Annotated in this window: 16 protein-coding genes; 6 read left to right on the plus strand and 10 right to left on the minus strand. The window is 27.4% G+C overall.

Annotated features, from left to right (window positions below; all coding sequences use genetic code 4):
• Positions 1–69: 69 nt before the first annotated feature.
• Together ACNF36_RS00270 and ACNF36_RS00275 are read right to left on the minus strand one after the other, a co-directional pair.
• The gene (locus ACNF36_RS00270) at positions 70–867 is read right to left on the minus strand and encodes a GNAT family N-acetyltransferase (protein ID WP_418303319.1); all 798 of its coding nucleotides are present in this window, start codon (positions 865–867) and stop codon (positions 70–72) included.
• 370 nt (positions 868–1,237) lie between these two features.
• Positions 1,238–1,792, minus strand: coding sequence for an inorganic diphosphatase (locus tag ACNF36_RS00275; RefSeq protein ID WP_418303320.1), 555 nt, complete (start codon positions 1,790–1,792; stop codon positions 1,238–1,240).
• Positions 1,793–1,884: 92 nt separating this feature from the next.
• On the opposite strand from ACNF36_RS00275, the gene ACNF36_RS00280 reads away from it, so the two are divergent.
• Positions 1,885–2,241 carry a hypothetical protein gene (locus ACNF36_RS00280; protein WP_418303321.1) on the plus strand — a complete coding sequence of 119 codons (357 nt, stop codon included), beginning with the start codon at positions 1,885–1,887 and terminating at the stop codon, positions 2,239–2,241.
• A gap of 70 nt (positions 2,242–2,311) precedes the next feature.
• Here ACNF36_RS00280 and ACNF36_RS00285 read toward each other — a convergent pair whose 3' ends face one another.
• Positions 2,312–2,926, minus strand: coding sequence for a ribonuclease HII (locus ACNF36_RS00285; RefSeq protein ID WP_418303322.1), 615 nt, complete (start codon positions 2,924–2,926; stop codon positions 2,312–2,314).
• A 61-nt stretch (positions 2,927–2,987) separates the two neighbouring features.
• Between ACNF36_RS00285 and ACNF36_RS00290 the strand changes: the two genes are divergently transcribed.
• Complete coding sequence (locus ACNF36_RS00290) at positions 2,988–3,524, plus strand: hypothetical protein (RefSeq protein ID WP_418303323.1); 537 nt, start codon at positions 2,988–2,990, stop codon at positions 3,522–3,524.
• A 222-nt stretch (positions 3,525–3,746) separates the two neighbouring features.
• A complete protein-coding gene (gene lysS, locus ACNF36_RS00295) occupies positions 3,747–5,210 on the plus strand; it encodes a lysine--tRNA ligase (protein ID WP_418303324.1) in 1,464 nt (487 codons plus the stop codon).
• A 134-nt stretch (positions 5,211–5,344) separates the two neighbouring features.
• On the opposite strand, the gene ACNF36_RS00300 is transcribed toward lysS, so the two are convergent.
• The 6 genes from ACNF36_RS00300 to ACNF36_RS00325 all read right to left on the minus strand — a co-directional run bounded on the left by ACNF36_RS00300 (position 5,345) and on the right by ACNF36_RS00325 (position 20,649).
• Entirely contained in the window at positions 5,345–6,298 is a 954-nt protein-coding gene (locus ACNF36_RS00300; protein ID WP_418303325.1) for an ABC transporter ATP-binding protein, read from the minus strand.
• Positions 6,298–14,706 carry an ABC transporter permease gene (locus ACNF36_RS00305; RefSeq protein WP_418303326.1) on the minus strand — a complete coding sequence of 2,803 codons (8,409 nt, stop codon included), beginning with the start codon at positions 14,704–14,706 and terminating at the stop codon, positions 6,298–6,300. Before ACNF36_RS00305 ends, ACNF36_RS00300 begins: the two co-directional genes overlap by 1 nt.
• Before the next feature lie 93 nt (positions 14,707–14,799).
• Positions 14,800–16,896, minus strand: coding sequence for an ATP-dependent zinc metalloprotease FtsH (ftsH, locus tag ACNF36_RS00310; RefSeq protein ID WP_418303327.1), 2,097 nt, complete (start codon positions 16,894–16,896; stop codon positions 14,800–14,802).
• A gap of 57 nt (positions 16,897–16,953) precedes the next feature.
• A complete protein-coding gene (gene tilS / locus ACNF36_RS00315) occupies positions 16,954–17,829 on the minus strand; it encodes a tRNA lysidine(34) synthetase TilS (RefSeq protein WP_418303328.1) in 876 nt (291 codons plus the stop codon).
• The gene (gene pth / locus ACNF36_RS00320; protein WP_257089122.1) at positions 17,810–18,367 is read right to left on the minus strand and encodes an aminoacyl-tRNA hydrolase; all 558 of its coding nucleotides are present in this window, start codon (positions 18,365–18,367) and stop codon (positions 17,810–17,812) included. Before pth ends, tilS begins: the two co-directional genes overlap by 20 nt.
• Positions 18,367–20,649 carry an AAA family ATPase gene (locus ACNF36_RS00325; RefSeq protein WP_418303329.1) on the minus strand — a complete coding sequence of 761 codons (2,283 nt, stop codon included), beginning with the start codon at positions 20,647–20,649 and terminating at the stop codon, positions 18,367–18,369. The genes pth and ACNF36_RS00325 overlap by 1 nt, the downstream gene beginning before the upstream one ends.
• 263 nt (positions 20,650–20,912) lie before the next feature.
• On the opposite strand from ACNF36_RS00325, the gene ACNF36_RS00330 reads away from it, so the two are divergent.
• The 3 genes from ACNF36_RS00330 to ACNF36_RS00340 all read left to right on the plus strand — a co-directional run bounded on the left by ACNF36_RS00330 (position 20,913) and on the right by ACNF36_RS00340 (position 23,785).
• Entirely contained in the window at positions 20,913–22,319 is a 1,407-nt protein-coding gene (locus tag ACNF36_RS00330) for a DnaA ATPase domain-containing protein (RefSeq protein ID WP_418303330.1), read from the plus strand.
• Positions 22,320–22,442: 123 nt separating this feature from the next.
• A complete protein-coding gene (locus ACNF36_RS00335) occupies positions 22,443–23,570 on the plus strand; it encodes a DNA polymerase III subunit beta (RefSeq protein WP_418303331.1) in 1,128 nt (375 codons plus the stop codon).
• Positions 23,571–23,572: 2 nt separating this feature from the next.
• A complete protein-coding gene (locus ACNF36_RS00340; protein WP_323176757.1) occupies positions 23,573–23,785 on the plus strand; it encodes an RNA-binding S4 domain-containing protein in 213 nt (70 codons plus the stop codon).
• A 35-nt stretch (positions 23,786–23,820) separates the two neighbouring features.
• On the opposite strand, the gene ACNF36_RS00345 is transcribed toward ACNF36_RS00340, so the two are convergent.
• Entirely contained in the window at positions 23,821–24,948 is a 1,128-nt protein-coding gene (locus ACNF36_RS00345; RefSeq protein ID WP_418303332.1) for an HAD family acid phosphatase, read from the minus strand.
• Between the last annotated feature and the right edge of the window lie 206 nt (positions 24,949–25,154).

Raw genomic sequence — 25,154 nt, forward strand, 5'->3', positions numbered from 1 at the left:
TAAAAAAGCAATATTTTGATAGCTTTCTTATGGAAAATTATTATTTTTAAATAAATTTAATTTATTTAACTAATTTTCCACTTTTGAAGCTATAAAATATTGTGCTTTATCTTTAAATCCTAACTTTTTGTATAAGTTACCAATCTTTTCTTCTGTGTAATATAAAAGTGGTTCAAGGTTATTGTTTAATATATCCTTACATAGCAGTGAAACTAAATGCGAAGCTAAACCTAGACCTCTAAATTCTGTATTTGTCGCTACTCCTCAAATTACTGCGTTTTTAGAATTTGTATAAACAACACAAGCATGAGAAATTACTTTTTTATCTTTTAAAGCTATATAACCATAGTTTAAGTTATTTTCTAGAACATATTTTTTATAAGAATCAACTCAATGATTTCTTGAGTTTGCATAAAAATTTTCTTCTTCGAGGAATTTTTTGATTTCATCAAAATCAGATAAATCAACTCTTTTAATTAATATCTTTTTATCTAATGCTTCTTCTTTTGCTTGGCTAAAAACAAAATCATCTTTATCTAATGCAGCAATAGTTTGATTATAAATTTCATAATTATTAAGATTACTAATCTGATGAACCAAGTTCAAGCAAGCATTACCATAAGTTATTACAGTTGGTGAAAAAACTGAAAGCAAATTAATAATTTTCTCTACATTTTCTTTTTTGTAGTTTACATTAGATATAAATGCAGAATATGCATCGTTTCTAAAAGTGTTAATTACCAATCCATTTTCGAAATAGCTAATAGAACCACTATTTTCTAATTTATTTTCTAGCAAGTTATTTTCATATAGAAAAATATAGTAATTATTTACAAATCATTCTTCCTTTAATAAGTCTAAAGTCATAAAACTCCTCAGTTGACAAATTTCAGTTAATTATATCACTATGAATTTTACTTTTATAACTTGTAGAGTATAGAAAAAGATAGAATTATGTGCTCAAAAAATTCTGTCTCAATTAAATCAATATATTTAAAATTGATTCCTAATTTGTTTGATAATACTTAATGACATTATTTGTAACTTTACTTAAGCAAGAGTTTTCTTTAAACGAAAGATTACTATTTAAAAACAAAACTTTCTTCATATTTTTCTTTCTATTTTGTAAAAAGTTAATTTTTTACTATTTTTTTACTTAAAATCTAACTTTTTTTCATAAGATTTTTTTGTTAATAAATAAAAAAATCTATCCCTTAAAGGATAGAAAAATATCTAATTAAGCAACATATTTTTCAGGATGTTTTTGTTTCATTAATTCAATGAATTCTTTTTTATCCATTGAACCATATTTGTTCATTAAATCAACACATTCTTCATATTCAGTAATAGCTCATTCAACATCTTCAAATCCATCAACCGATGTAATTCCTGGACGTTTTCAGTTTTTGTATGTGCTAAAGAATGTTTTAACTGTATCTAAAAATGGTCTTGGTAAGTCTGATAATGAGTTAATATGATCTAATCTGTAATCATCAGCGTGAACTGCAATTAATTTTGTATCAGTTTCACCGTCATCAATCATTTTCATAGCACCAATAATTCTTGCATTTAATAATGAACCTGGAATGAATTGTTCTGATGAATATAATAATACATCAAGTTCGTCTCCATCTCAGTCTAATGCCTCAGGAATAAAACCATAGTTGCAAGGGTAAACAAAATCTTCACGTAAGATTCTATCTACTTCAATTTGTCCTGTTTTTCTGTTGTATTCATACTTGATTCTTGAGTTTTTTTGAATTTCAATTTTAATTTGCACTTCTTTTTTCATAGTCATATTATAAAACAAAAATATTTCACTTTCTACTTTGCTTTTTTCTTTTTTTTTAGAATAAGGATATAGATAAAAACGAAGAGAAATATATGAAAAACAAAATGTATTATACGAAACCAATATTCTGATTATCATTAATTTTAATATTTATTACTTCTGTAACCATTATATACATAATATGATCAGCTGTTGTGATGCAAAAACAAGGTCACTATTATTATTCAGAATGAATTGCTAGAATAAAAATAATTATCCCAATCATAGCAACGATTACATTTATTCTTCACATAATATTAATGTTTTTACAAATCATTGCTATCGTTAGACTTTTTCACAGAAAAACAGAAGATCATATTGTAATAGCAGTATTATATATTTTAGGCTGTATATTTGGTCTAATCTTTAGTTTTGGAGGCTCAATATTAGCTAAAAAATATGAAATATAGATTTAATTTTCTAGCACTTTAGTTTTTCTAAGTGCTTTTTTATTAAAAAAACTAGGTGACCCTAGTCAATTTATCTATATTTTCGATGCTTTTCGTATGATGATACAACTGGTTTATATTTAGTTCTATGTATTTTTGTTGGTCCAAACACATTTAAAGCATCTAAATGTTTTTTAGTCCCATAACCTTTGTTATTCTCAAAATCATATTCAGGATATATTTTCGAATATTCTTTAATCATTCTATCTCTTGTAACTTTAGCTAAAATGCTAGCAGCAGCAACTGAAAGTGAAATTGAATCACCTTTAACTAAATTAACTTGTTCGCAGTTTTCCAAATTTAACTTTTCATAATCCGTAATTATCAAATCAGGTTTGTTTTTAATTTTTTTAACAATAGATTCCATACCTAAAATTGATTCTCTTTTAGGATTTGAATTATTGATTTGTTCAAGAGTTCTAACTTCAATGACATATTCAACACAATCGTTGACTATTTCTTCATAAAGTTCTTCTCTTTGTTTTTCAGTTAACTGTTTAGAATCTTTAATTTTGCTATTTCAGTATCCTTTAGGAAAAATCACACCAGCAACTACTAACTCACCAGCTAAACAACCTCTTCCTACTTCATCTAAACCAATAATAACATCGTATTTGTCTCAATAATTCTTTTCAAAATCTAACATAATTAAATTATAAAGTTAAATATAATTAATATATTGATTTTATTCCAAACAAGGAGATATTATGGGTTCATTAGTTACAGCACATTGTGATATGTGCAATAAAGATTATAGATATGCTTTTGGAACAATTGCTGATGTAGTTCCATTTGATATTATTATTAAATTAATGGTTAGAGAACAAAAATATTTATTAGACTTTGAAGTGTATAAAGAAGTGTTGAGAAAAGAGTTAGTTGAAGATCCACAATTTAAAACTTTATCTTATGAACAACAAGATAAGGTTTTAGAAACTTCATTTAAACAGGTTGATGAATTCTTCCCTCAAGAAGAAAAAGATATGATTAAAAACAACATACTTTGAGGTGGTTCAGTAGAAATTTATCCAATTGTTGATTTAAGAATTCCTGAAGAACAAAGAGAAGTATTTAATGTACCTTTAGTTCATTTAGAATTTCTAAGACCTGAAGGAACTGTTAAATATGATCGTAAATATAATGAGAATGTTTTATACGTTCAATTCACACCAGATCAAAAAATGTTAACTTGTCCGAAACACGTGACAATTTCAGCTAGAAAAGTAAAAGAAGATAGAATCTAAAGCAACCATTTTATAAAAGAATTTTATTTTGAAATTACTGCCTATTTCGGTAGTTTTTTTGTTTTTTTAGACAATAAAATTCAAATCAAATAATTTCTATAGCACCATAAAAACAAGTATGTTACTATCAATATTTTATTAGTTATGTTTCTAATATTACCCCACTAATATTTTTAATATTAGTGGTATACTTTAAACATATTTATTAATGGAGTAAAAGATATGACAAAATACACAGAACAAGAACAAGTAAGACGTAATAAATTAAACTTTTACAAAGAAAATAATATTGAAGCTTTTGCAAAAGCAGATGGATTAAAAGAAAGATTATATTCAGATGAATTAACTTCTAAATATGAAAATGTATCTAAAGAAGAATTAGAACAAAATCCAGTTTCTGTTGCTATTGCAGGTAGAATTTTAACAATGCGTGGACCTTTCATTTTAATCAAAGACTACCACGGAAAAATTCAAGCTTACTTCAACAAAAAAGAACATGATGAATCTGTTAATGCATTAGTATCATCTTTAGACTTAGGAGACATTATTTATGTTGAAGGTAATGTTATGAAAACTCACACAGGTGCAGTTACTGTTAAAGTTCAAGATATTAAACTTTTAACAAAAGCTCTTAAACCACTTCCTGATAAATACCATGGATTAGCTGATGTTGAAGAAAGATACAGACACAGATATGTTGATTTAATTGTTAATGATGAATCAATGCAAGTGTTCTGAAATAGAACAAAAATCATTAGTGAAATTAGAAGATACTTTGATGAAAGAGAATATATGGAAGTTGAAACTCCATTCTTACATGATTATTTATCAGGTGCTTCTGCTCGTCCATTTAAAACACATCACAATGCATTAGATCAAGAATTTGTTCTTAGAATTGCTACTGAAATTCCTCTTAAAAAACTTTTAGTTGGTGGAGTTGATAGAGTTTATGAAATTGGTCGTATTTTCAGAAACGAAGGAATCGACACAACTCATAACCCTGAATTTACTTCAATTGAATTCTACGAAGCTTACTCAAACCTTGAAGGAATGATGCAACGTACAGAAGAACTTATTAAAAGAGTTGCAGCTAAATTAGGTAAATCAACAGTTATTAACAAAGGTGTTGAAATTGATTTAACAAAACCATTTAACAGAGTTGATATGGTTAAAGCTGTTTCTAAAGCTACAGGTAAAGATTTTAGAAACATTTCATTTGATGAAGCTGTTGAGGTTGCTAAATCATATGGTATTAAAATTCAAAAATTCCATCAATTAGGTCACATTATTAATGAACTTTTTGAAGAACTTATTGAAAAAACATTAATACAACCAACTTTTGTATATGGACATCCATTAGAAATTTCTCCTCTTACTGCTAAAGGTCAAGATCCAAGATTCGTTGAAAGAGCTGAATTGTTCATTAACACAAAAGAATATGCAAATATGTACACTGAGTTATCAGATCCAATTGACCAATTAGAACGTTTTGAAGACCAATTAAAAGAAAAGAACAATGGAAATGATGAAGCTAGTGACATTGATTGAGATTTCGTTGAAGCATTAGAATACGGAATGCCTCCTACAGGTGGCTGTGGAATTGGAATCGATAGATTAACAATGTTATTAACTGAAAAAGATTCAATTCGTGATGTTCTTTTATTCCCTACAATGAAACGTAAATAGTATTTAAATTACAGACTTTTAAAGTCTGTTTTTTATTATACTTTTTGTAGTTCAATTGTACTTATTCCATAGTCTACAAGGTATAAAAAAATACTCACCACTATTTTGTGGTAAGTATTATTGAACATAATTAATTATTCTTTTCAATCAATATCTTTTGGATGTTTTGTAGTTTTGTTAACTGTGATGTTAGCAACTTTTCCATTCTTGATTGTGAAAACTTTATCAGCAATTGGTGCTATAAGAGGATTGTGAGTAACCATAACTATAGTAACACCATATTTTTTATTAATGTCATATAAGTAATTTAAAACAATCTTTGAAGTAGCATCATCAAGTGCTCCTGTAGGTTCATCAGCGAAAATTATTTCAGCATTTTTAGCCAATGCACGTAGGATTGAAATACGTTGTTGTTGTCCCCCAGACATTTGTGATGGATATTTGTTTTTAACATCTTCTAGTTCAAATTCCTCAAATAACTTATCAATGTTTAATCTTTTACTTTTATCTTTTTGTAAGTAAGCACCAGTTTCAACATTGTCATAACCATTTAAATTTTGTAATAAGTTGTAATTTTGGAAGATAAAGCTAACGTGTTTTCTTCTAAATAAAGTAAGTTTGAAATCTGAGTAGTAAGGTAAGTTTTGATTACATACAATAACTTGTCCTCTACTTGGTCTATCAAGTCCACTTATAAGGTTAAGTAATGTACTTTTTCCACCTCCAGACTTACCAAAGATCATAACAAATTCACCTTTGTTAATTGTTAATGAAACATTCTTTAAAACCCTAGTAGCTGTAGTTCCTGACAAGTAAAACTTACTTACGTTTTTAACTTCTATGACTGCGCTACCTGTGTTTTTAAGTTTTTTATTACCATCTTTAGATCTCTTTTTGTTTGAAGCTTTTCTAATAACTCTAGCAATTGATCTGTCTAATACAACTTTGTTGCTTCCACCGTCAGCATCAAGAATGTCAAATACATTTTTCTTTGTAATTTTGACATCTGATGTCTTTTTAGTTAAAACAACAACTTCTTGAGTGTCTTTATTTGTGTCATTGTTTACATTTACGTTTTTATTTTCCATTATTTACCTTTCAATAAATCAATTGGTTTAACTTTGTTAATTCCGATTCAAGATAATATTGATGTTACTAAGAATACTCCTAGAATAACTAATACTGTCACTAATATGTTTAGAGGCGAAATAACAATAGGAATTGCAATAGATGCAGCTGATGTTAAGAAACCACTAAAGATTGATATAAATCCAAATGCTAATGAGATAGCTATTAAGATAGATATAAGAATAAATGGTAAGTAAATTCCATAGAAAATCTTAATTTTTTCTTTTTCATTATATCCAAGGATTGATCAGATAGCTATATTCTTCTCATTTTCTCCAATAAGAATTGTTGAAATGATTACCAATATAACTATAGAAATTATGAATGCTAAGATTGTCACAATAGTTACAATTTTTTGAACTGTTTGCGCAATAGACATTGTGTAACCTACTTCAATAACTTTAGAATCTAAAGTATTAGCCATAGGGATATATAAGTCGTTATTGAATATATTAGCAAACTTGTTAATGTGTTGTTCTGCATTAGCTCTTGCTAATAAGTAGTTATCTTTAATGCTTTCAGTTTCTTTATATTCAGGATTTATAAATTTAGCAATTTGTAAGTCTGAATATCCTAAAGTACTCATTACTCCATCGATTGTTGAGTTATCTACTGTTTGTCTTGATCCAAATAATGCATCAAACATATCTTCAAGATATTTAGTTGTTAAAGTAGATGTGTCAAATGATTGGATAGCCGGTCAGTAACCACTGTTTGAATATAATCCAGCTGATGATAATAATTGCATTGGTAATGGGTGTTTAGACATAATACCGTTAAACACTTCATATTTAGGGTTATGTTTAACTTTATCTAATCCTGTAAGTATATCAGCAGCTTTTTTAGGAATAATAAACTCATTATTAATATATGTTGGGTTTATACCTCTAACAATGAATTTGTAAGTTTGTCTCTCTGGTTCTTTATATTCAGGGTTATCTAATTTCTCATAATATTCATTTATCTTATCTTTGAATCTATTTACATTATTGTTTACAACAACTTCAAATTTCGATCCAACTAATAAGTTAAATGCTTTTGATGAAACTTCGTTAATGATAAGTGGAATAGGTTTATTGTCAACGTCAAATCCGTTTTGACTAAACTCATCATTAATTAATTTAAGTAAATCTTGTCCATTGGTAGATTTAATCTTAATTTGTTTTGAATCTTCTTGGTAACCGTATAACTTAATAGTTTCGTTCTTGATTTTACCTCTCTTAATTTGATTTGCATCTACGTATGTATAAAGCTCATCAAATTCAGGGTCAAAATATAAGCCACCAAATGAAACTAAGAAGTCACTTACAACTGATGCATTAGGATTTCGTTTTAATAATTCACCATTTTCTTTATAGATTTGTTTGTATCCATTGATTAAGAATTCTCTATATTCATCTCTATAAGCTGATGTTGAAATTATTATTTCATCAAAATCAGTTTTATTTTTGTTAGCTTGAAGATAAACAAATTTACCTAATTCTGGGCTAGTTTCATTTTCTACATAACGGAAGAATCCTGAAACTGTTCCTGCTTGAACTAACTCAATCATTTTAGTCATATCAAGAATTTTTCTATTATCATCTTGTTTGTAGTGTAAGTTTGGTTGTGTTCTTTCAAGTCTTCTACCAATTTCATTTCTTACTGATGTGATTCTTGATTTTTGTGAGTCAGGTAATGAGTTGTAAACTTGGTCTCAAGGGTCAATTGAAACTGATGAATCGATCTTAATGTTAACTGAGAATTGTGAAATTACGTGTCCATCAAAATCTGTAGGATTTCCGTTTGGATATCTATATGATGTAGTTCCATCAGGGTTTTTGATTGCAAGTTTATTTACAGCTGTTGATATACCTGGTTTGAAGTAATCGCTTTGATATTGGTTAATTTCAGCAATATCTCCAACAGGTACATAAAGTGTGTTTTCTAAATCTTGTGCTGTGAATAAATTAATTCCACCACCTTCTATTGTAGGTGTCCTTAAGTCAAATTTGTAATTGTAACTTCTGTTTTTATATGTTTTTCTAATTGATGATTCAAATTCACCAAAGGTTGCTATTCCGAACAATGTAGTTATAGCAACTAAAATGATTGAAATACCAAATGATGCCAGTTTTCAGAAGCTGTGGAAGATTAATGAAGCACTAAATTTAGTTTTAATATTTCTCTTCTTGAATAAGTTTGCATATTTAGCGTGGAAGTCACCTGTACTTACTTCTGTTATTCCACTCATTAAGTCAATTGATTTATATCTTAATGAACGAATTGAAACAACAATAATAAGTATAGACATAGCCGCAAGCGGTAATATGATGTTTATTCCAAATGAAACTATTGAGAAGTTTAGCGTCTGAATCGGTATAGCTCAATAATCACTTAATAACTTAACAGCTTCAGCATGTATTAAGAAACCGGTTAAGTATCCTGCAATACCTCCAATAATGATTGTAAAGAACGCAAACACAGTCATTGATAATGAGATTTCTAATGGTGTATAACCTTGAGAAACTAAAATACCAATAGCTTTGTTTTTGTTTGTGATGTATCTCTTAATAATGAAAATAATTGAGATAGCAACTAATGTAATTAAGATAGATAATAAGATTTTTGAAACGAATCCGATTACTTTAATGAAGTTTTTAACTGCAGTGATTCTAATTGCACGTTCAGGGTTAATTCCATCAATTTCATCATCTAGATAAACTCTAGGTAAATCATTTGAGTTATTTGTTGCTTTATTAACAACCTGAATTAATTCTTGTTTAAGATCTTCATTTGTTAAGTTTGTTGAATTCTTAACAAGTAAGTATTCTTTAACAACATTTCCTCTGTAAGCTTGTGCGATTTTGTCAAACCCTTGTGAGTTAACGTAAACAATAGCTTGGTTATTTGTATTAACTTGTAAGTTTGCTTCATCCACAACTGGATAAATATTGTCATATGTATAATCGTCACCGATAATGATAAATTCTGAACCATTTACATTAATTTTGTAATTTTCAGGAAGATTTTTGATTAATTCAACCATTCCGATTGGATTATTTGGCAATTCACCATCGTAAATTTTCTTGTTGTTTTTTGCTAATCATACATAGTTAACTTTTGCAATGTATGAACTTGTTTGGTCAAATTTAAGCGTGTTATCTAATTTGTTAACACCTGTAATTGTGTTTAAAACATCTTCAATAAGTTTAATAATGTTTACACCAAATGGTGAATAATTTTCAATGTTGTTTCCGACTTTTGAATATCAGTATTGAATAATTTCGTTGTCAAAAGCAACATTTAAAACTCATTCTTTACCAATAGTTGCAAACACAGGTTTTCCTTTTTCGAATGAACTAATAAATTCACTTAATTCAACTTCATTTCTAGCTAATTCCTCAAAGTTAATAATTTTATCCATTATCAAGTAAGCAATATTCGCTTTATTCTTACCACTCTCTCCTAGGTTGTTTGTATTTGTTAAGAATCAAACTGCAACTTCAGGATGTTTAACAATTGTTAATGGGTGTAATAATGCATCTGAAATTCCTAATCTAACAACTGGAATTTCATTAATTGAGTTACTTAAGTAAATGTTAAATGTATCAAAGTGCTTTACAAATAATTCGTTTGAAAATACACCTTTAATTAAGTTTTCTAACACAACTGAATCGATGTTTGTAAATTCTGATAAGTAAACATCTTTGAAGTGTTCTGGGTTGAATTTACCGTATAACTCAGCTGTTGCAATGTATGCAAATGATTGAATAATTTCTAACTCATTATCTCGCACATATTGTTTATAATCAGGGAATTTTTTAATTAATTCAGCTAATAATGAATTTGTATAGTTACCTTGTTCATCTTTTGCAAAGAAGATTTCTTTAAGTTTTAAAGTATTTGCAAGTGATTTAGTAATACCAAATCCTGTTTTCTCAAATGAAACAATGTTTTGTGATGATGGTTGAATTAAGTCAAATGAACTAAAGTCAGATAATATTTCCGAGTTGTTAGCTAATTTTAATAATTCAAGAGCAAACTCTTTAGTTTTTGCACTGTCAGCATTTACTGATTTATCAAACATTTTCATTCAAACTTTGAATAATGGATATGCTTCTTTCACATAGAAGAATGGGTCATTATTTTTGTTGGAAATATCTAAGAATTTCTTAATAGCTTCTTGAACTAATGAATGAACTGAATTATTTTCAATTGGCTTGTATTCTGCAAAGTATTTGTAAATATCTCCAATTGATAAGTTAGGTTGTAATTTAACATTTGAAGTTGTTTGCACGACTAAGTTAAGAACTTGAATTCATTCGTTAACTAATTGCCTAGCTTCACTTAAAGGTATTTCTCTTTTGTCTTTAGTAAATCCAAACACTGCCATAGCATCATTTGTTTCTGATGATGGGAATGATGTTAGTGAAACTGTGTTTCCATTTCAATTTTCAAATCTAACTTTGTATGAGTGAACAAAGTTGTAAAGTTTGTCAAATAAACTTAATGAATTATGAGTTGATGTAGATGTATTAGTATCTGCTCCTGCTTCAGTTGTTGAAGAAGGTTGAGGAGACATAAAGATGTTAAGAAGGTCAAAGTAGTCTAATTTTTCATCATCTGCAACTGGAATTGTTAAATATAATCCGTTGTCATCGATTTCAATATTTGTCCCTTTATCTGAAAGGTTAAACATTGAAATTATTGATTCTTTAAATGATTTATTTGAACCTGGTAATGCAAATAATGATTTAATAAGTGCATAAATAAAGTCTTTTGATTCAACTCCTGATGTCGCATATTTGTTTACTCTATCTACACTTTGATGTTCAGTGTAGAACATTTGTTTTTTGCTTAAAACAGCATCAATAAAAATGTCAAAATCAAATAAGTTAATTACATACTTAGTTCAATCAATAACGTTTTTAAATGATTTATCAGCTGAACCTGGATACAAGTTAATAAATTGTCAAATAGGTTTAAGTTGAGGCATAAATGAATTAAATACGTCATATAATGGGTTAGCTTGATCATTAACATCTGCTAATAAAGCAATGTTAATATTGTCTAATAAGTCAAATAAATGTGTTTTGAATGCTTTTTGATCAACTGATCTAATAAATCATTCTATTAATTCAAGCGTTGATAATTTTCTTACGTACTTAACAATTTCTTTAGTTCCATCGGCTTTTGTAATTTCTCTATCAACTAAATGATCATGTTCATTTAAGAAAAAGTTGTTTGATTGCTCTGTGAACTTAACAAAGTTAACTGATTCAATAATTCCAATAATTGAATCAAGCATAACAACAGGATCTTTAATAAATTTTGATAAAGTCCCCACTTTAACCGGCACTTCTACACCAAGTACATTTAAAACATTAAATAATTTTTGAATTTGCTCAGTTAAATATTGTTTTCTTTCTTCAAGAGTATCTTTTTGTGCAATAAATCTTCTTAAGTTTGTAAATAAGTTAACAATAAGTTTGTTTGCATAATCACCATTTACGTTGTGTGATAACTTGTAAAGGAAATCAAGGAACAATTTAGGAATAATCCCTAAATCAATACGTCCTGATGAGAAAATTGTTGCAAATTTATTTATATTAGCTGAATATTCAGTAGCTTCAATAAATGCATAAATAATGTCTTTAGTTAAAAATCCTTGTTTTGTTAAATCGCTATCTAACAATACTTTTTGTATATTTTCAAAAGCTTTATTTAAAGTTTGTTGTGTAGCTGCTTCATTTAAAACATCACTTAATGGTGCTCTATAACCAAAAGGTAAGTACACAACGTTATCAAATTCATTACTATGTTCAACTCATCCCTCTGGATTGATTTTTGCCATTAATGTCAATTTATTGTTTTCTAAGTATGAATCTGTTTCTTCTAAAGTTAATCTACCAGTTGATAAACGTTCTTTATCAAATTCAGAAACACCTTCTCTTGATAATGAAACATTTTGTCAGTAAAGTAACTTTTTATTAGCATCATAAACAGGTTTAATTATGTAGTATGTATCTTGTTCTCTTGATGGAGCAAAAGTAATTCCTAATTCGGCAAATTGATTAAAGTCGCTATCAGGTAATAAATTACCTTGTGCATCTGTTTCTGTTCCAACAAATTTTGCTAATTTGTAAATTTTTGATCTATCTCAAACTTCAAATAATTTAGTTTCTGGGTAGTTTTGATAAATTTTCACTTGTCCATATGTCATATCTAATGAAACATATTTTTCATATGGAATGATGTTGTTAATAATTTCACCTAAAATATTGTGAATTGCATAATATGGTAATTCTCTAGTTTTGAAGTAACCATCAACATTTGAATAAAGATTAAATAAACCTGTTGGATTATCAATTTCATTGAAAAGTTTGTTTACATTGTTTTTGATTCCATCAATCTTTTGTTCATTATCACCCATATTAACAAAGTGATATACGAATTTTTCATTTTTAGATGTGTCGAATGCATCAATTGTGATTGATTTCTTGATACCTATGTTATCTACACCGACTTTTTCTGAAACTTGGTTGTAGATATCTTTTTTAACAATATCTAAAGCACCATTTTTAATTTTTGTGAATGTGATATCTCAGATTCTTTTATTAGATAACTTGTCAAATTCTTCTTCTGTTAATCTATCTCTTGATGTTTCAATTTGTGCAATTGTTTTATATCCATCAAATGCATATTCTGCATAATTAGGAATCTTCGTTCTCTTTTCATAATTTAACACTGGTAAAAGTAAAACATTGTTTGGGACAATAACACTTACATCATTAAGTAACTTGTTGTAAATATCAGTTAATTCTGAAACTGATTGTGATTTGTTAATTGATGCAGTTTGCAATCTTGTGTTTACATCGTTAGCTAATGCATCAATTTCTGGAACTCTACTCTTGTACTCTGGGTGGTTGTCAACTTCTTTTCTTGTGAAGTTATAAATTTTTAAAATAAGAGTTTTTAAGTCATTAATAATAATTTCTTTAATAGCAAAGTCTCTATCTAAATAACCTGGTTGGTCTGATAAATCAGCTAATCTAAGTTGCTCATTGTATGTTAAATCATATGTAAGAACTGAATTGTTCTCATAAATTAACTCTTTGTTTTCTTTTAAAACACCTTGTTCATCAAAGTGGATAAAGTATTTAAGTGAGTTTTTATTTCAATATGAGAATTTTTTAAATTCTGATGGTAATTCACCATTGTTTCCTTTAATTAAATTCTCCATAAATGTAACATATGCTCCATCTCAGTTTTTCTTGAATGGATCTACATATGTTGATTCATAAACTCTTCTTTGGTAGTATGTGTATTCCTCTTGTTTTGCAGCTCATTTTAAAGGAATGTTGTAAGTATGATTTGTTTCAAAAACAAATGGAATTGGTTTGTCTAATGTTCTTGATTCATCATATAAAGATGAATAATCAAATTCTGAATTTAATTCAACATTAACAACATCAGTTGGTTTAGCATCCTCTGGAATGTTAATTAAAGTTGAGTTTTTATCTTTATTAAGAATGAAAATGTAATTGTTATTTTGATATTTATCAAAACCAAGTTTGTCAGCAAGTGTTGCTGGTTCAACACTTAAACAAACTCCTTCATACATTCATTCTTTACCTTTAACCATGTCAAAAGTAGCTTCTTTTGTGACAATATTTAAGAATAAAGTTTTAACTTGAGAAAGAATAACATTACTTTCAGTATCTGTTGTAATGTATCCGATATTTTCTAATTTATAAGTTTTATCAAGCACAAAGTGGTCATTTAAATTTAAAACAACTTGTGTTGTAACAGGTGAATATGAGTCATTTTCTTTTTTGTATAAGTTAACAATGAAATCAGTTTTCATTCTCATTGTTTTGATGGCTTTATCAAAATCTAATGTTAATGAACTTGCGTTTTCATTCTTGAAGTCATAAGTGTTGTAGATTTTTATAAAGTCAACTCTATCAATGTATTTGTCTTTATATTTTTCCTCATCAACAAATAAACTTAATGGAATAAATGAATCTGTAATTCTTGTTAAGTCAATTACATAACCTTCTTTTTTGTAATTATCCGTTATATAGTTAATTCCTTTATTATAAACACTTTTATTTTCATAAACAAGTGAATCTGATTTAGAAAGTCCGTTAACAAAATACCCATCATTGTATGCTTTCGCATTTGTTGATAGATTTAAATCGATTGTAATATTGTGTGAAACTGATTTTTTCTTAGCAGCTTCATATTGTTGCTTCATTGATTTAGCAGCATCATTTAAAACAGTGAAAACTCCTGCCGTTAAAAATACAAGGATAGTTAACCCTATAACAGTAGCTTTGTTTTTAAATAATGACTTAAAGACTTCTTTAAACAAATTCTTCATAAAATCCACCTTTAAAAATTTACTTATAATTAATTTATTAATTATAAAGAATTTTTGTATAAAAAAACAACCGGAAAACCAGTTGTTTAATCACTATAATTTTTCAATTTCAGTTCCATCTTCTGTAACTGAATTATCACTATCAATAACTCCATCTGAAACTAAGTCAACAGAAATACTTTCTTCTTTATTATCGTAAAAATCAGTTTGTGTACTTTGTCCAATATTAGGGTCAGAAGTCATTTCAATTAATTCATCTAAACCTACAGCACTAGCTTTTTCTTCTGATTTTTCTTTTTCAGGAGGTAATTGTAAGTTTTTAGCAATGTATTCGATTTCTTCTGCAACAATTGTTTCTTTTTCAAGTAATGAAGTTTTAATCAGCTCTAAAAGTTCTCTATTTTTCTTAATAACTTTTGTAGCTATATTTTTAGCTTCTAACATTATTTTTCTAACTTCAAGATCAATTTCGTGACTAATTTGGTTAGAAATTGATGAACTTGTAGCTAAAGTTTTTCCTAAGAATGGAGATCCTTCTTCTTCTTGATATTTAATCGGACCTAAATCAGACATACCAAATTCAGTAACCATTCTTCTAGCAATTGCTGTTGCTTTCGAAATATCATCTGCAGCACCTGTTGAAATTTTATCTTCTCCATAAATAATTTCTTCTGCTGCTCTACCACCCATAAAACTTGCTATAGAAGCTAATAATTCTTCTTTAGTATAGTTGTATTTTTCATTCTCAGGCATCATTAAGTTATATCCACCAGCTTGACCACGTGGAATAATAGTAATTTTTTGAACTTTATTACCACCAGGAACTTTTATACCAACAACAGCGTGTCCAGCTTCGTGATAAGCAACTAATGTTAATTCTTCCTTAGTAATAGTTCTAGATTTTTTAGCTGGACCAGCCATAACTCTATCGATTGCCTCATCGATTTGATCTCTTGTAATAATACCTGTATTTTCTCTAACTGATAAAAGAACAGATTCGTTAATTACGTTTTCTAATTGAGCTCCTGAGAAACCAGGTGTTCTTCTTGCAACATTTTCAAACGAAATATCATTTGAAATACGTTTACCCTTAGCGTGTAGTTTTAAGATTGCTTCACGTTCTTTTACATCTGGTAATCCGACTGTAATAACTCTATCAAAACGTCCAGGTCTTGTTAAAGCAGGGTCTAAAACGTCTGTACGGTTTGTAGCTGCAATAAATAATAACCCTGAGTTTTCTTTAATACCATCCATTTCAACAAGAAGTTGGTTAAGTGTTTGTTCACGTTCATCGTGCCCTCCACCAATACCGCTTCCTCTTGTTCTACCAATAGCATCAAGCTCATCAATGAAAATAATTGCTGGTGCATTTTTACGCGCTTCTGCTATAACTTGTCTTACTCTTTTAGCCCCCATACCAACAAATAACTCAACAAAGTTAGATGCTGATACAAAGAAGAACGGAACATCAGCTTCTCCTGCTGTCGCTTTAGCTAATAAAGTTTTTCCTGTACCAGGAGGACCTCCTAAAAGGATACCTCTAGGCATTCTAGCTCCTGACACTTCATATTTTTTAGGATTTTTTAAGTAATCTACTATTTCTGAAATTTCTTCAATTGGTTCTTTATTTCCTGCAATATCAGAGAATTTTTTATCTGATTTAATAATTTGAGCAGGACTATTGTCACCAAACATAGCCCCACCTTGCCCTGACATCATTTTAGCTTGTGATCTAAAAATAAAGAACATTATTCCAAGGAATAATAATGTAGGAATAAATGGAAGAATGTATGTTGAGAAGAATCCTGGTTGTGGTGCTGCTGCATTTTGAATTTCTCCTGAACTTACCACACCATTATTTACAAATTTTGTTGCTTCTTTAAGAGGATCTTTAATTTCATACACTTCATTTATGAAGTTGAATGAACCAGGTGCAACAATCTCAAGTTGACTATTATTTTTTATAAGGGTACCGTGCATTTGGTTAGTGAAAGGATCAAACTTAATTAATTTAAAGTATGTTCCATCATCTTGACTATTTGCTGCATCCTTGATGTATTCAACAAATTTGCTTGTTGAAATATTTTGAGGACCTGTTAACTTACTGATAATTAAGTAAAGTCCAACTGATATTATTAAAACAACAACAAAAGCTATTAATATACCAGGTCAACGTCTTTTTCTTGGCATTTTATCTCCTTTCTTTGAGATGTTTTATTATTTAATATTTTTTTATATTATACCCTATTAATTTAGCAATTCACCCTTTAATTTGACAAAATATAAACCGTTCTTTAAAAGGTATTTTGAAGTTCTGTTTTTAGACAGAATAAAACCAATAATTGATTTGATTTTCGATGAGCTTAATTCAATGTTTTCATCAGAAAAATATGTGTGAATGTATTGATAAACTAAATGTTTTTTGTGCTTGAGTTTTTCAAAAACACCTTGCTTAAATCTTGATTCTTTTCAAATTTGAAATTCTTTTTGAATTTTTTTTCTTTTGAAACTTAAAAAGAAGTTTTTTACCAGTTTACAAGCTATAAATGTATTTTTATAGAGTGTTTTTTTAGCGAAATCTAACCTTATTTTATTTCTTGAATACTTAGGTAAATTGTTCGTGTAATCAAAACAAAAAGGTGTGTGATTTTTTTGATTTTTCTTTGTTATTGTATTTTTAAAATACTTAAATAGATAAGGTCTATAAATATTAATTCCATCAATAAGATTTGATTGTTTTATTCCATAGAATAAAACATTTCTTTTAGACTGCTTTTGCATATATGCAGTCTCGAAAAAATCATCTTTATTATGAGAAATTAACAATTTGTCACAATTTTCTTTTACATAAACTTCTTTGAAAAATTTGTATCTCTGCTCTCTAGCTCAAGATTGAAAGTTACCTTTAACATAATCATTTTTAGATAACTCTAAAACATAGAGCTTGATATTATGACTCTTACAAAAATCTTCAACTACTTTTTGATCCAAACCACTATCAGTACGTTGATTGTAATTAACATGAGCAACAATTATGTTTTTGTTTTTATATTCATTCAACATAAACATACTGTCTGGTCCACCACTAACAGCTAGTAAATATTTAGTTTTTTGATTTGACATTGTATTTATTCATAACAGTTAGGATATCATTGTAGACAAATGAAATTGAAGCTTCTGCTGCTTTATTTAACACAGGCTCTAAAACCAACATTTGTTCAGGTGTAAAATTACCTAAAACAAAATCTCTTAATGGTTCTCTGTGTTCTGTATTAATTCCGATTTTTAATCTTTTAAATTCTTGAGTATTAAGCATTTGAACAATGTTTAAAACACCGTTATGACTTCCTCCTGAACCACCAATTTTAATTGCACTTTTTCCTAGCGGAAAGTCTTTTTCATCATGAATAACCAAAATATCATCAGGATTAATTTTGAAAAATTGAGCTATTGCTTGAACGAATTCACCTGATTTATTCATATAAGTCATTGGTTTTGCAATTATTAAATCATCTAACTTAACATATTCACCATTAAATTTAGATTTGTTTAACTCGACACCCATTTGCTTACAGATTTTATCAATAACCATAAAACCAACATTGTGTCTAGTGTATTTGTATTTATCTCCTGGATTTCCTAAACCAACTATTAATTTCATTACACCCTTCTTTCTGTTTGGATAAAGAATCTTAAGTTTGTATGCACTTGATTAGCACTTGTTGCGTGTATTCTTTCAATTAAACTTTTGTAATCAACACTTTGGTCAATAAATATTTGCAAGTGTTTAATTGCTCTCGATGCACCTGTATAAAGCATTTTTTTACTTTGCATAAATGCGTGTTCATTATGAATCACCATAATAACAGAGTCAATTTCACTACCTTGGAATTTGTGAATTGTAGTGCTATATGCAAGTTGAATTTGTTCTTGAAATTCTCTTAATGAATACTCAATTTCTTTTTTTCATTCATCTCCTCTATAGAAAGTAACTTTAATTTTCTTAACTTTTTTGTTACCTAATTTAGAAGTTGCATCCTCATAAACAACATCAGTTATATAACCGATATCACCATTAGAAATATTTTCGTTATTTCTATTTTCTAACTGCATAACTTTATCGTTTATTCTATATTCAATTTGACTATAGTTTTTTCAGTTTGTTGCAAAAACATCATTTTTATTTATTGCATTTTGAATTTTCTTATTAACTTCATTAATTCCATATTGATGTCTGTAAGTTGGAATAAGGATGATAACGTTGTTAATTCCGAATTTTTCAACTTCTTTTGTATATAGAATTAATAAATCATTATGAAAGTTTTTGTTATCTACTTTAACTAAATCAACTTCAGAAGGTTTAAACATTGAATCATCAACTTCACCTCTGTTAATATTTGAAAAATGTTTTCAAATTGTTTCCGAATCACTTCTATAAAACTTAGTTAAGTATGTTGTAGGTATATTTTGTGAAAAAATTAAATCATCTAATAAGTTACCCGGTCCAATTGCTGGTAACTGGAAAGTATCCCCGATTAAAACAATCTTTTCTAATTTAGGACTTGCTTTTAACAATTTATCTAATAAGTTAACATCAATCATTGAAAACTCATCAATAATTAAAATTCTTAAATCAGCAATTTCTTCTAAATTAGTTAAAGAAATTTTTTCATCTGTATTGGCTATTTGTAAATAGCTATGAATCGTTCTAATTTGATGTTTAATCTTTATAGAAACATTAGTTGCAGCCCTACCTGTTGGTGCTAAGATAGCGAATTCATTTGCTTTAACTTTGTTTTTCTTTAATGTTTCATAAATATGTTTAATAACAAATGTTTTCCCTGTTCCTGGTCCACCACTTATTATTGAAATATTTTTGTTTATGAAATTATCATAAGCAGCTTTTTGTTGCTTTGATAAGAATTTCAAATCAATCATAGCTTCAGGTTTTAATTTGCAAATTAATTCTGAATTAGCTAATTTCATTAATCTATTGTAAATATATGCTTCTTTATCAAATGTAGCTTTCAAAGTAAAGAAACCAGGTAAAACTTGAATTAAATGTTCATCTCTAATAAATCTTTCAAAAATGATATCTACATCAATTTCGTCTTTTATGAATGTAAAATCACTTTCTTCTTCATTTATTAATGAATTTCATTTTATATTCGCATCTTCAATAGCTTTTTTGAATTTCACTTGCAATGTATCTAAATCAAAAATTGTACTGTTTTGAGTTTCTAAATCTCAAACAACTTTATATAAGTAAGCTATGTATCTTTGATAATTTTCTTTAGTTCAATTCAATAAGAATGCAAAAGTATCAACTTTAAAAATATCATCAATCACTTTATCTATAAACAAGTAATAAGGAGAGTTGTTTTTATAATATTCAATGAAATTAAATTCTCTAGAACCGTGAATAGTTGCTAATTTTTCAACTAAATCACTAACTCTTGGGTTATTAAATAAATTTATATTTTTCTTATCTTCTTCAGTTAAGTTTAGTAGCGATTTTAATCTTGCACTATTTTCTTCATAATATTTAACCAATGATTCTAGTTGTTTATCAGTAATTACACTTAATAATTCATCTCTATAATTTTCAATATCTGCTAGTTTAGTAAATAAATCTTGTCCAAATTCATCGATTATTTTTTTAGCAGTTAATTTACCGATGTTAGGTACATTTTTTGAAAGATAATCAACTCAATCTGTTTCCACATCTTCAATTATCAACTCTAAATTCTTAATAATTTTTGAGTTTTTGTAACTTGCTTTAGGATTATCCCCAAACTCAACTTCGTATTTTTTATATAAATTTGGAAAGACATTTGTAACAAAAACTAAGAATGTTTGACTTTTACCTTCAGGTAAAAATAACATAAGTGCTCAACCTAATTCTTTACCACCTTTAATTTGCTTAATAAATTTACCCTTCATTTTCTCTCCTTACTTTCTATCTATTTATTTAAATTATAAAGATTTAATTTTTATATATCACCCTTTATTTTAGGTGTCAAATTAGATTATTTTTGATAAGTTATCCACATACTTAAAACAATAAAATATAAATATGTTAATAAGTGCTTTTTTACTTACATTTTAGACACTTTAGTTGTGGATAACTTTTGCATAACTATGTTGTTAAAGTTGTTTATAACTTATTTTTAAATATGTTTTTTATATAGTAATAAAATTTAGCTATGAATATTAATAATTTCGATGAAGAGAAAAACAAAGAAGAAGCGAAATTAAACTCTTACAATGAACTTTATATTGAGTATATAAAGAATGAAATTCAAGATAATCTCGCTTTTAAAACGTTTTTTAAAAATTTAACAATTCTTAGTTTCAAAAACAATGAAGTTGTTATTTATTTCCCTAAAGTCCATCCTAATTTAAGTTCATTTAAAAATTATTACAAAAATGTTTTTGATAAGTCAGTCAAAGAAATTTTTGGAGCGAATGTTGCTTACAGAATAATTGATAAAGAGACTTTAGATGCACTTAAAGAAACTGAAAAACAAAGTAAAAACTTAAATATTCAGATACCTACAACAAACAAAAAGAAAACAGATGGTATTGAATATACATTTCATAACTATATTCATGGTTCATTCAATGATGAAGCTTTAAATATTTGTAAATCAATTATTGACGATGAATACAAACTAGAAGTTTTATTTATCACAGGTAACTCCGGTTTAGGTAAAACTCACCTTTTAAAAGCCATTTCTAACGCTTTAACCAAAGAAGGTAAATCATCATTCCTTGTTAATGCAACTGAGTTTATTCGATGAATTCAACCTTTATTAAAAGAAAATTCAGTTGATGTTCTTAATAAATTTCAGAAGAAATTGATTGATAATTACGACATTTTAATGTTTGACGATTTCCAATTGTATGGTTCAGGGAATAAAAAAGCTACAAAGGATTATATTTTCCAAGTTCTAGATAGTAGAATGGAAAAAGGTAAATTAACCATTTTTTGTTCAGATACAGATATAAATGGAATTTCTAAAATATTTGATGAAAGACTTGTTTCTAGAATTCAATCTGGGTTTATTACAAAAATCAAACAGCCTGAACAAGAAGATTTACATAAGATTTTAGATTTCTTACTTACAGAAAACAACTTCGACACAAACACATTAGATGATGAATCAAAAGATTTCATCATAAGAAATAATTCAAATTCAATCAGAACACTTACAGGTGCTGTAAAAAGATTAAGTTTCTATGAAAAAGAAATTAAATCATTACCAAAAACTTTAGTTATAAAAACAATTAAAAATATTTTTGGCGATTTTATTAAAGATAAAGCAGAAATTACTGATGAAATAATTTTAAAAGCTGTTTCAGAATATTACAAAATACCAGTTAAAAACATTTTAAGCCCATCGAGAAAATCTAATATCTTTTTAGCGAGACAAATTGCAATTTATATGATTAAAAAGCATTTAGATTATTCATCTAATGAATTAGGTAAATTGTTTAAAAGAGATCATTCAACTATATTAAGTGCTTTAAAGAAAATAAACACTAAAGATGATATTAAAGTTAAAAAAGTTATAAATGAAGTAGAAGATAAGATGCGCAAGAATTATTAATAATTTATAAACATTTATTTTTAACTAAAAACTTAAAAAATAATAGAAAAACACACTAAAATTTAACTTTTTGAAAGTTATAAACATATTAACAACTATTAATATTTATATTAAGGAGAAGATATGAAATTTACAATTTCAAAACATTTAATAGATCAATTAATTGAATTTATGTCTAATTATATTGATAATAATGATATGCATTATTTATCAAGAACAATTAAGATTGAATTAGATACTCAAAACTTAGTTTTAACAGCTGCTAACGCATCTATAGCAGCTAGAAAAGTTATTAAGGTTGATGAAGATAAAATTAAAGTTGAAAAAGCAGGAAAACTTTGTATTTTAGCTTCTTTATTAAAAAACATTATTAAGAAATTCAATAAAGAAATCACTTTTAAACAAAGAGGTAATTTAATTGATATTTATGAAGGTTCAACTTCATTTACTTTAACAACAAATGATATTACACAACATATTGATACAAATTTTGAAGATCAAAAAAACACTCTTGAAATTGACTCTCAGAGATTAGATAAAATTATTAACAATGTTTCAATTTCAACAACGATAAGTAATGATAAATTAAACTCAATAGTTTTTAAATGTATTAATATAACATCTAAAAATTCAGAAAATGTAAGATTTGTAGCAACTGATTCATATAGACTTTCAACTGAAATTTTAAAAGTTGATAAGAAAGTTGATATCGATTTAACAGTTGATGCAAAAAGTCTTAAAAAACTCATTACAAAAGATGCACCAGAAAAAGTTCAATTATTCTTTGATGAGCATAAAATAGGTATTTCTTACGAAAATACAGTAATTTATATTTCTGTAAGCAAAATTCAATATATCGATATTTCATCATTGTTCCAGACAAAATACACAAGAAGATTTTCTATTGAAAAAGATGAATTATTAAAAGTTATTAATACAGCTTTATTCCAAATCACAGAAAAAGATAGAAAAATGGAATTCTCATTTAATGAAAATGAAATTAAAGTTTTATTTGAAGTTCCTGAAATCGGAACAGGTAAGGCTGTTTCAAATAAATTTCAAATTTTAGAAGGAAAACCTATTGATATGGACTTTAACTACATTTATATTAAAGATGCAGTTTCACAGTTAGAACCAGGTAATATTAATATTTTCATTTCTGAAAAAGAAGATAGAGTACTTTTATTAACAGAAAATGATAATTCACATATTCAATTAATTACACCATTAAGAAAGTTTTATAACAATTAATTATGACAATTAAAATAACAGGTGATTCAATCAAATTAAGTCAATTTTTAAAGAAAATCAATGAGACTGATACAGGTGGTCAAGCTAAATTCTTTATCGAGACAAATGATATTAAAATTAATAATAAAAAACCTGAAGGCAGATCTTCAAAAATACACCCAGGTGATGTTGTTTGAATAAACGACCAAATTTATGTAATTGAAAAAGAAAAATAAACCATTTTATTGGTTTATTTTTTATATTAAATTAACTAACTTTTTGAAGGAACGTAAATAAATCCTTTTAATTTTTCAGTAATCTTAGCGTAGTTGTATCCTTTTTGACCAATTAAATGTGATAATCAACTTCCATATGATGAATTTCCAGGAATTAAAACATATGATTCAGAGTGAGTTTCATCTTCTCAAGCACCTGTTTCTTTGTTATAGTATGTTCCCATTACAGAAATATCCATATTTCCGAATAAGTCACCATACCTATTTGAATCAGATTTTAATTCACCTACAACTTGTTCAGAAGTTACACCTGATTTTTTAGTGAAGTTGTCATTGAAATCAGAAATATCATCCCCAACTCTCATAACAACTTTGAATTGAACTGGTGTTTCACCAATTGTAATTTTATTATTATTTACAAGATGCATTCTTTCTTCTTTTTCTGATTTTGTAGAGGTTGTTGATGAATAAGGTTTTTGTTTATTAGCTAAATCCACACCTTGCATTCATCAAATAAAATCAGGCATATATTTAGCCTCAAGCCCTAAATTAATTAAGTTTGTTTTACTTGGTTCTTTATGTCATTTTTGAGAACGGTTAGAGTTAAAGAATACTACTCCACCTTTTGAGTAAACATGCTTAATAAAATCAATTGCCCCAGGAACTTCTGTAGAAATAGCTTGACTAACAAAATCATCTCATGCACGTCCATCGTATGATTTATTGTTAAGGAATAAATAGTTTTGGTATTTAAAGTTATTTAAAACAGTTTCATCTAAATCCATGAATACCACTGGAATGAATTTACCTTCTTCTGGTGCTGAAACAACAATTTTATCACCAGAAATATTAACTTTAGTTAAATCAACATTTGGTTGTGTAATCATTTTGTCAAAAGCAGCTTTAGCATTTTTGTAAACTTGCATCCCCATAGCATGTTTTTCTCCAGAGAATGAGTTTCATGCATTTGAACTACCGATTCCTCCACCATTTGCGATTAAAGTTTGAGCTGCTTTAATTTTTTCAGCAACTTCTTCTTCTGTGTATGTTTTTACTTTAGGTGCTTCAGGTGCTTTTTCTGAATGACATGAGTTAGTAACAATAGGTGCAGTAGTTAAAACAATTGAACCTGCTCCAAAGAATAAGTATTTTAATTTTTTCATAAATCTCCTTAGTAAATTGAGTAAATAAAATAATAAATATAAATTCATTTTATTACATACTTAACTATAAGTTAAGTAAATAGTTATTTTTTTCACAAAATGTGTAAAAAAATAACGCATAAGCGTTACTAAACTGGGACACTAAAAATGGACAGAAGGTTTAATTAGACATAATAACACCTCAATGATGTTGGGGTGTTTTTCAA

This window comes from Mycoplasma sp. 4463, from assembly GCF_048381515.1.
Taxonomy (GTDB): Bacteria; Bacillota_I; Bacilli_A; order Mycoplasmatales; family Metamycoplasmataceae; genus Mycoplasmopsis.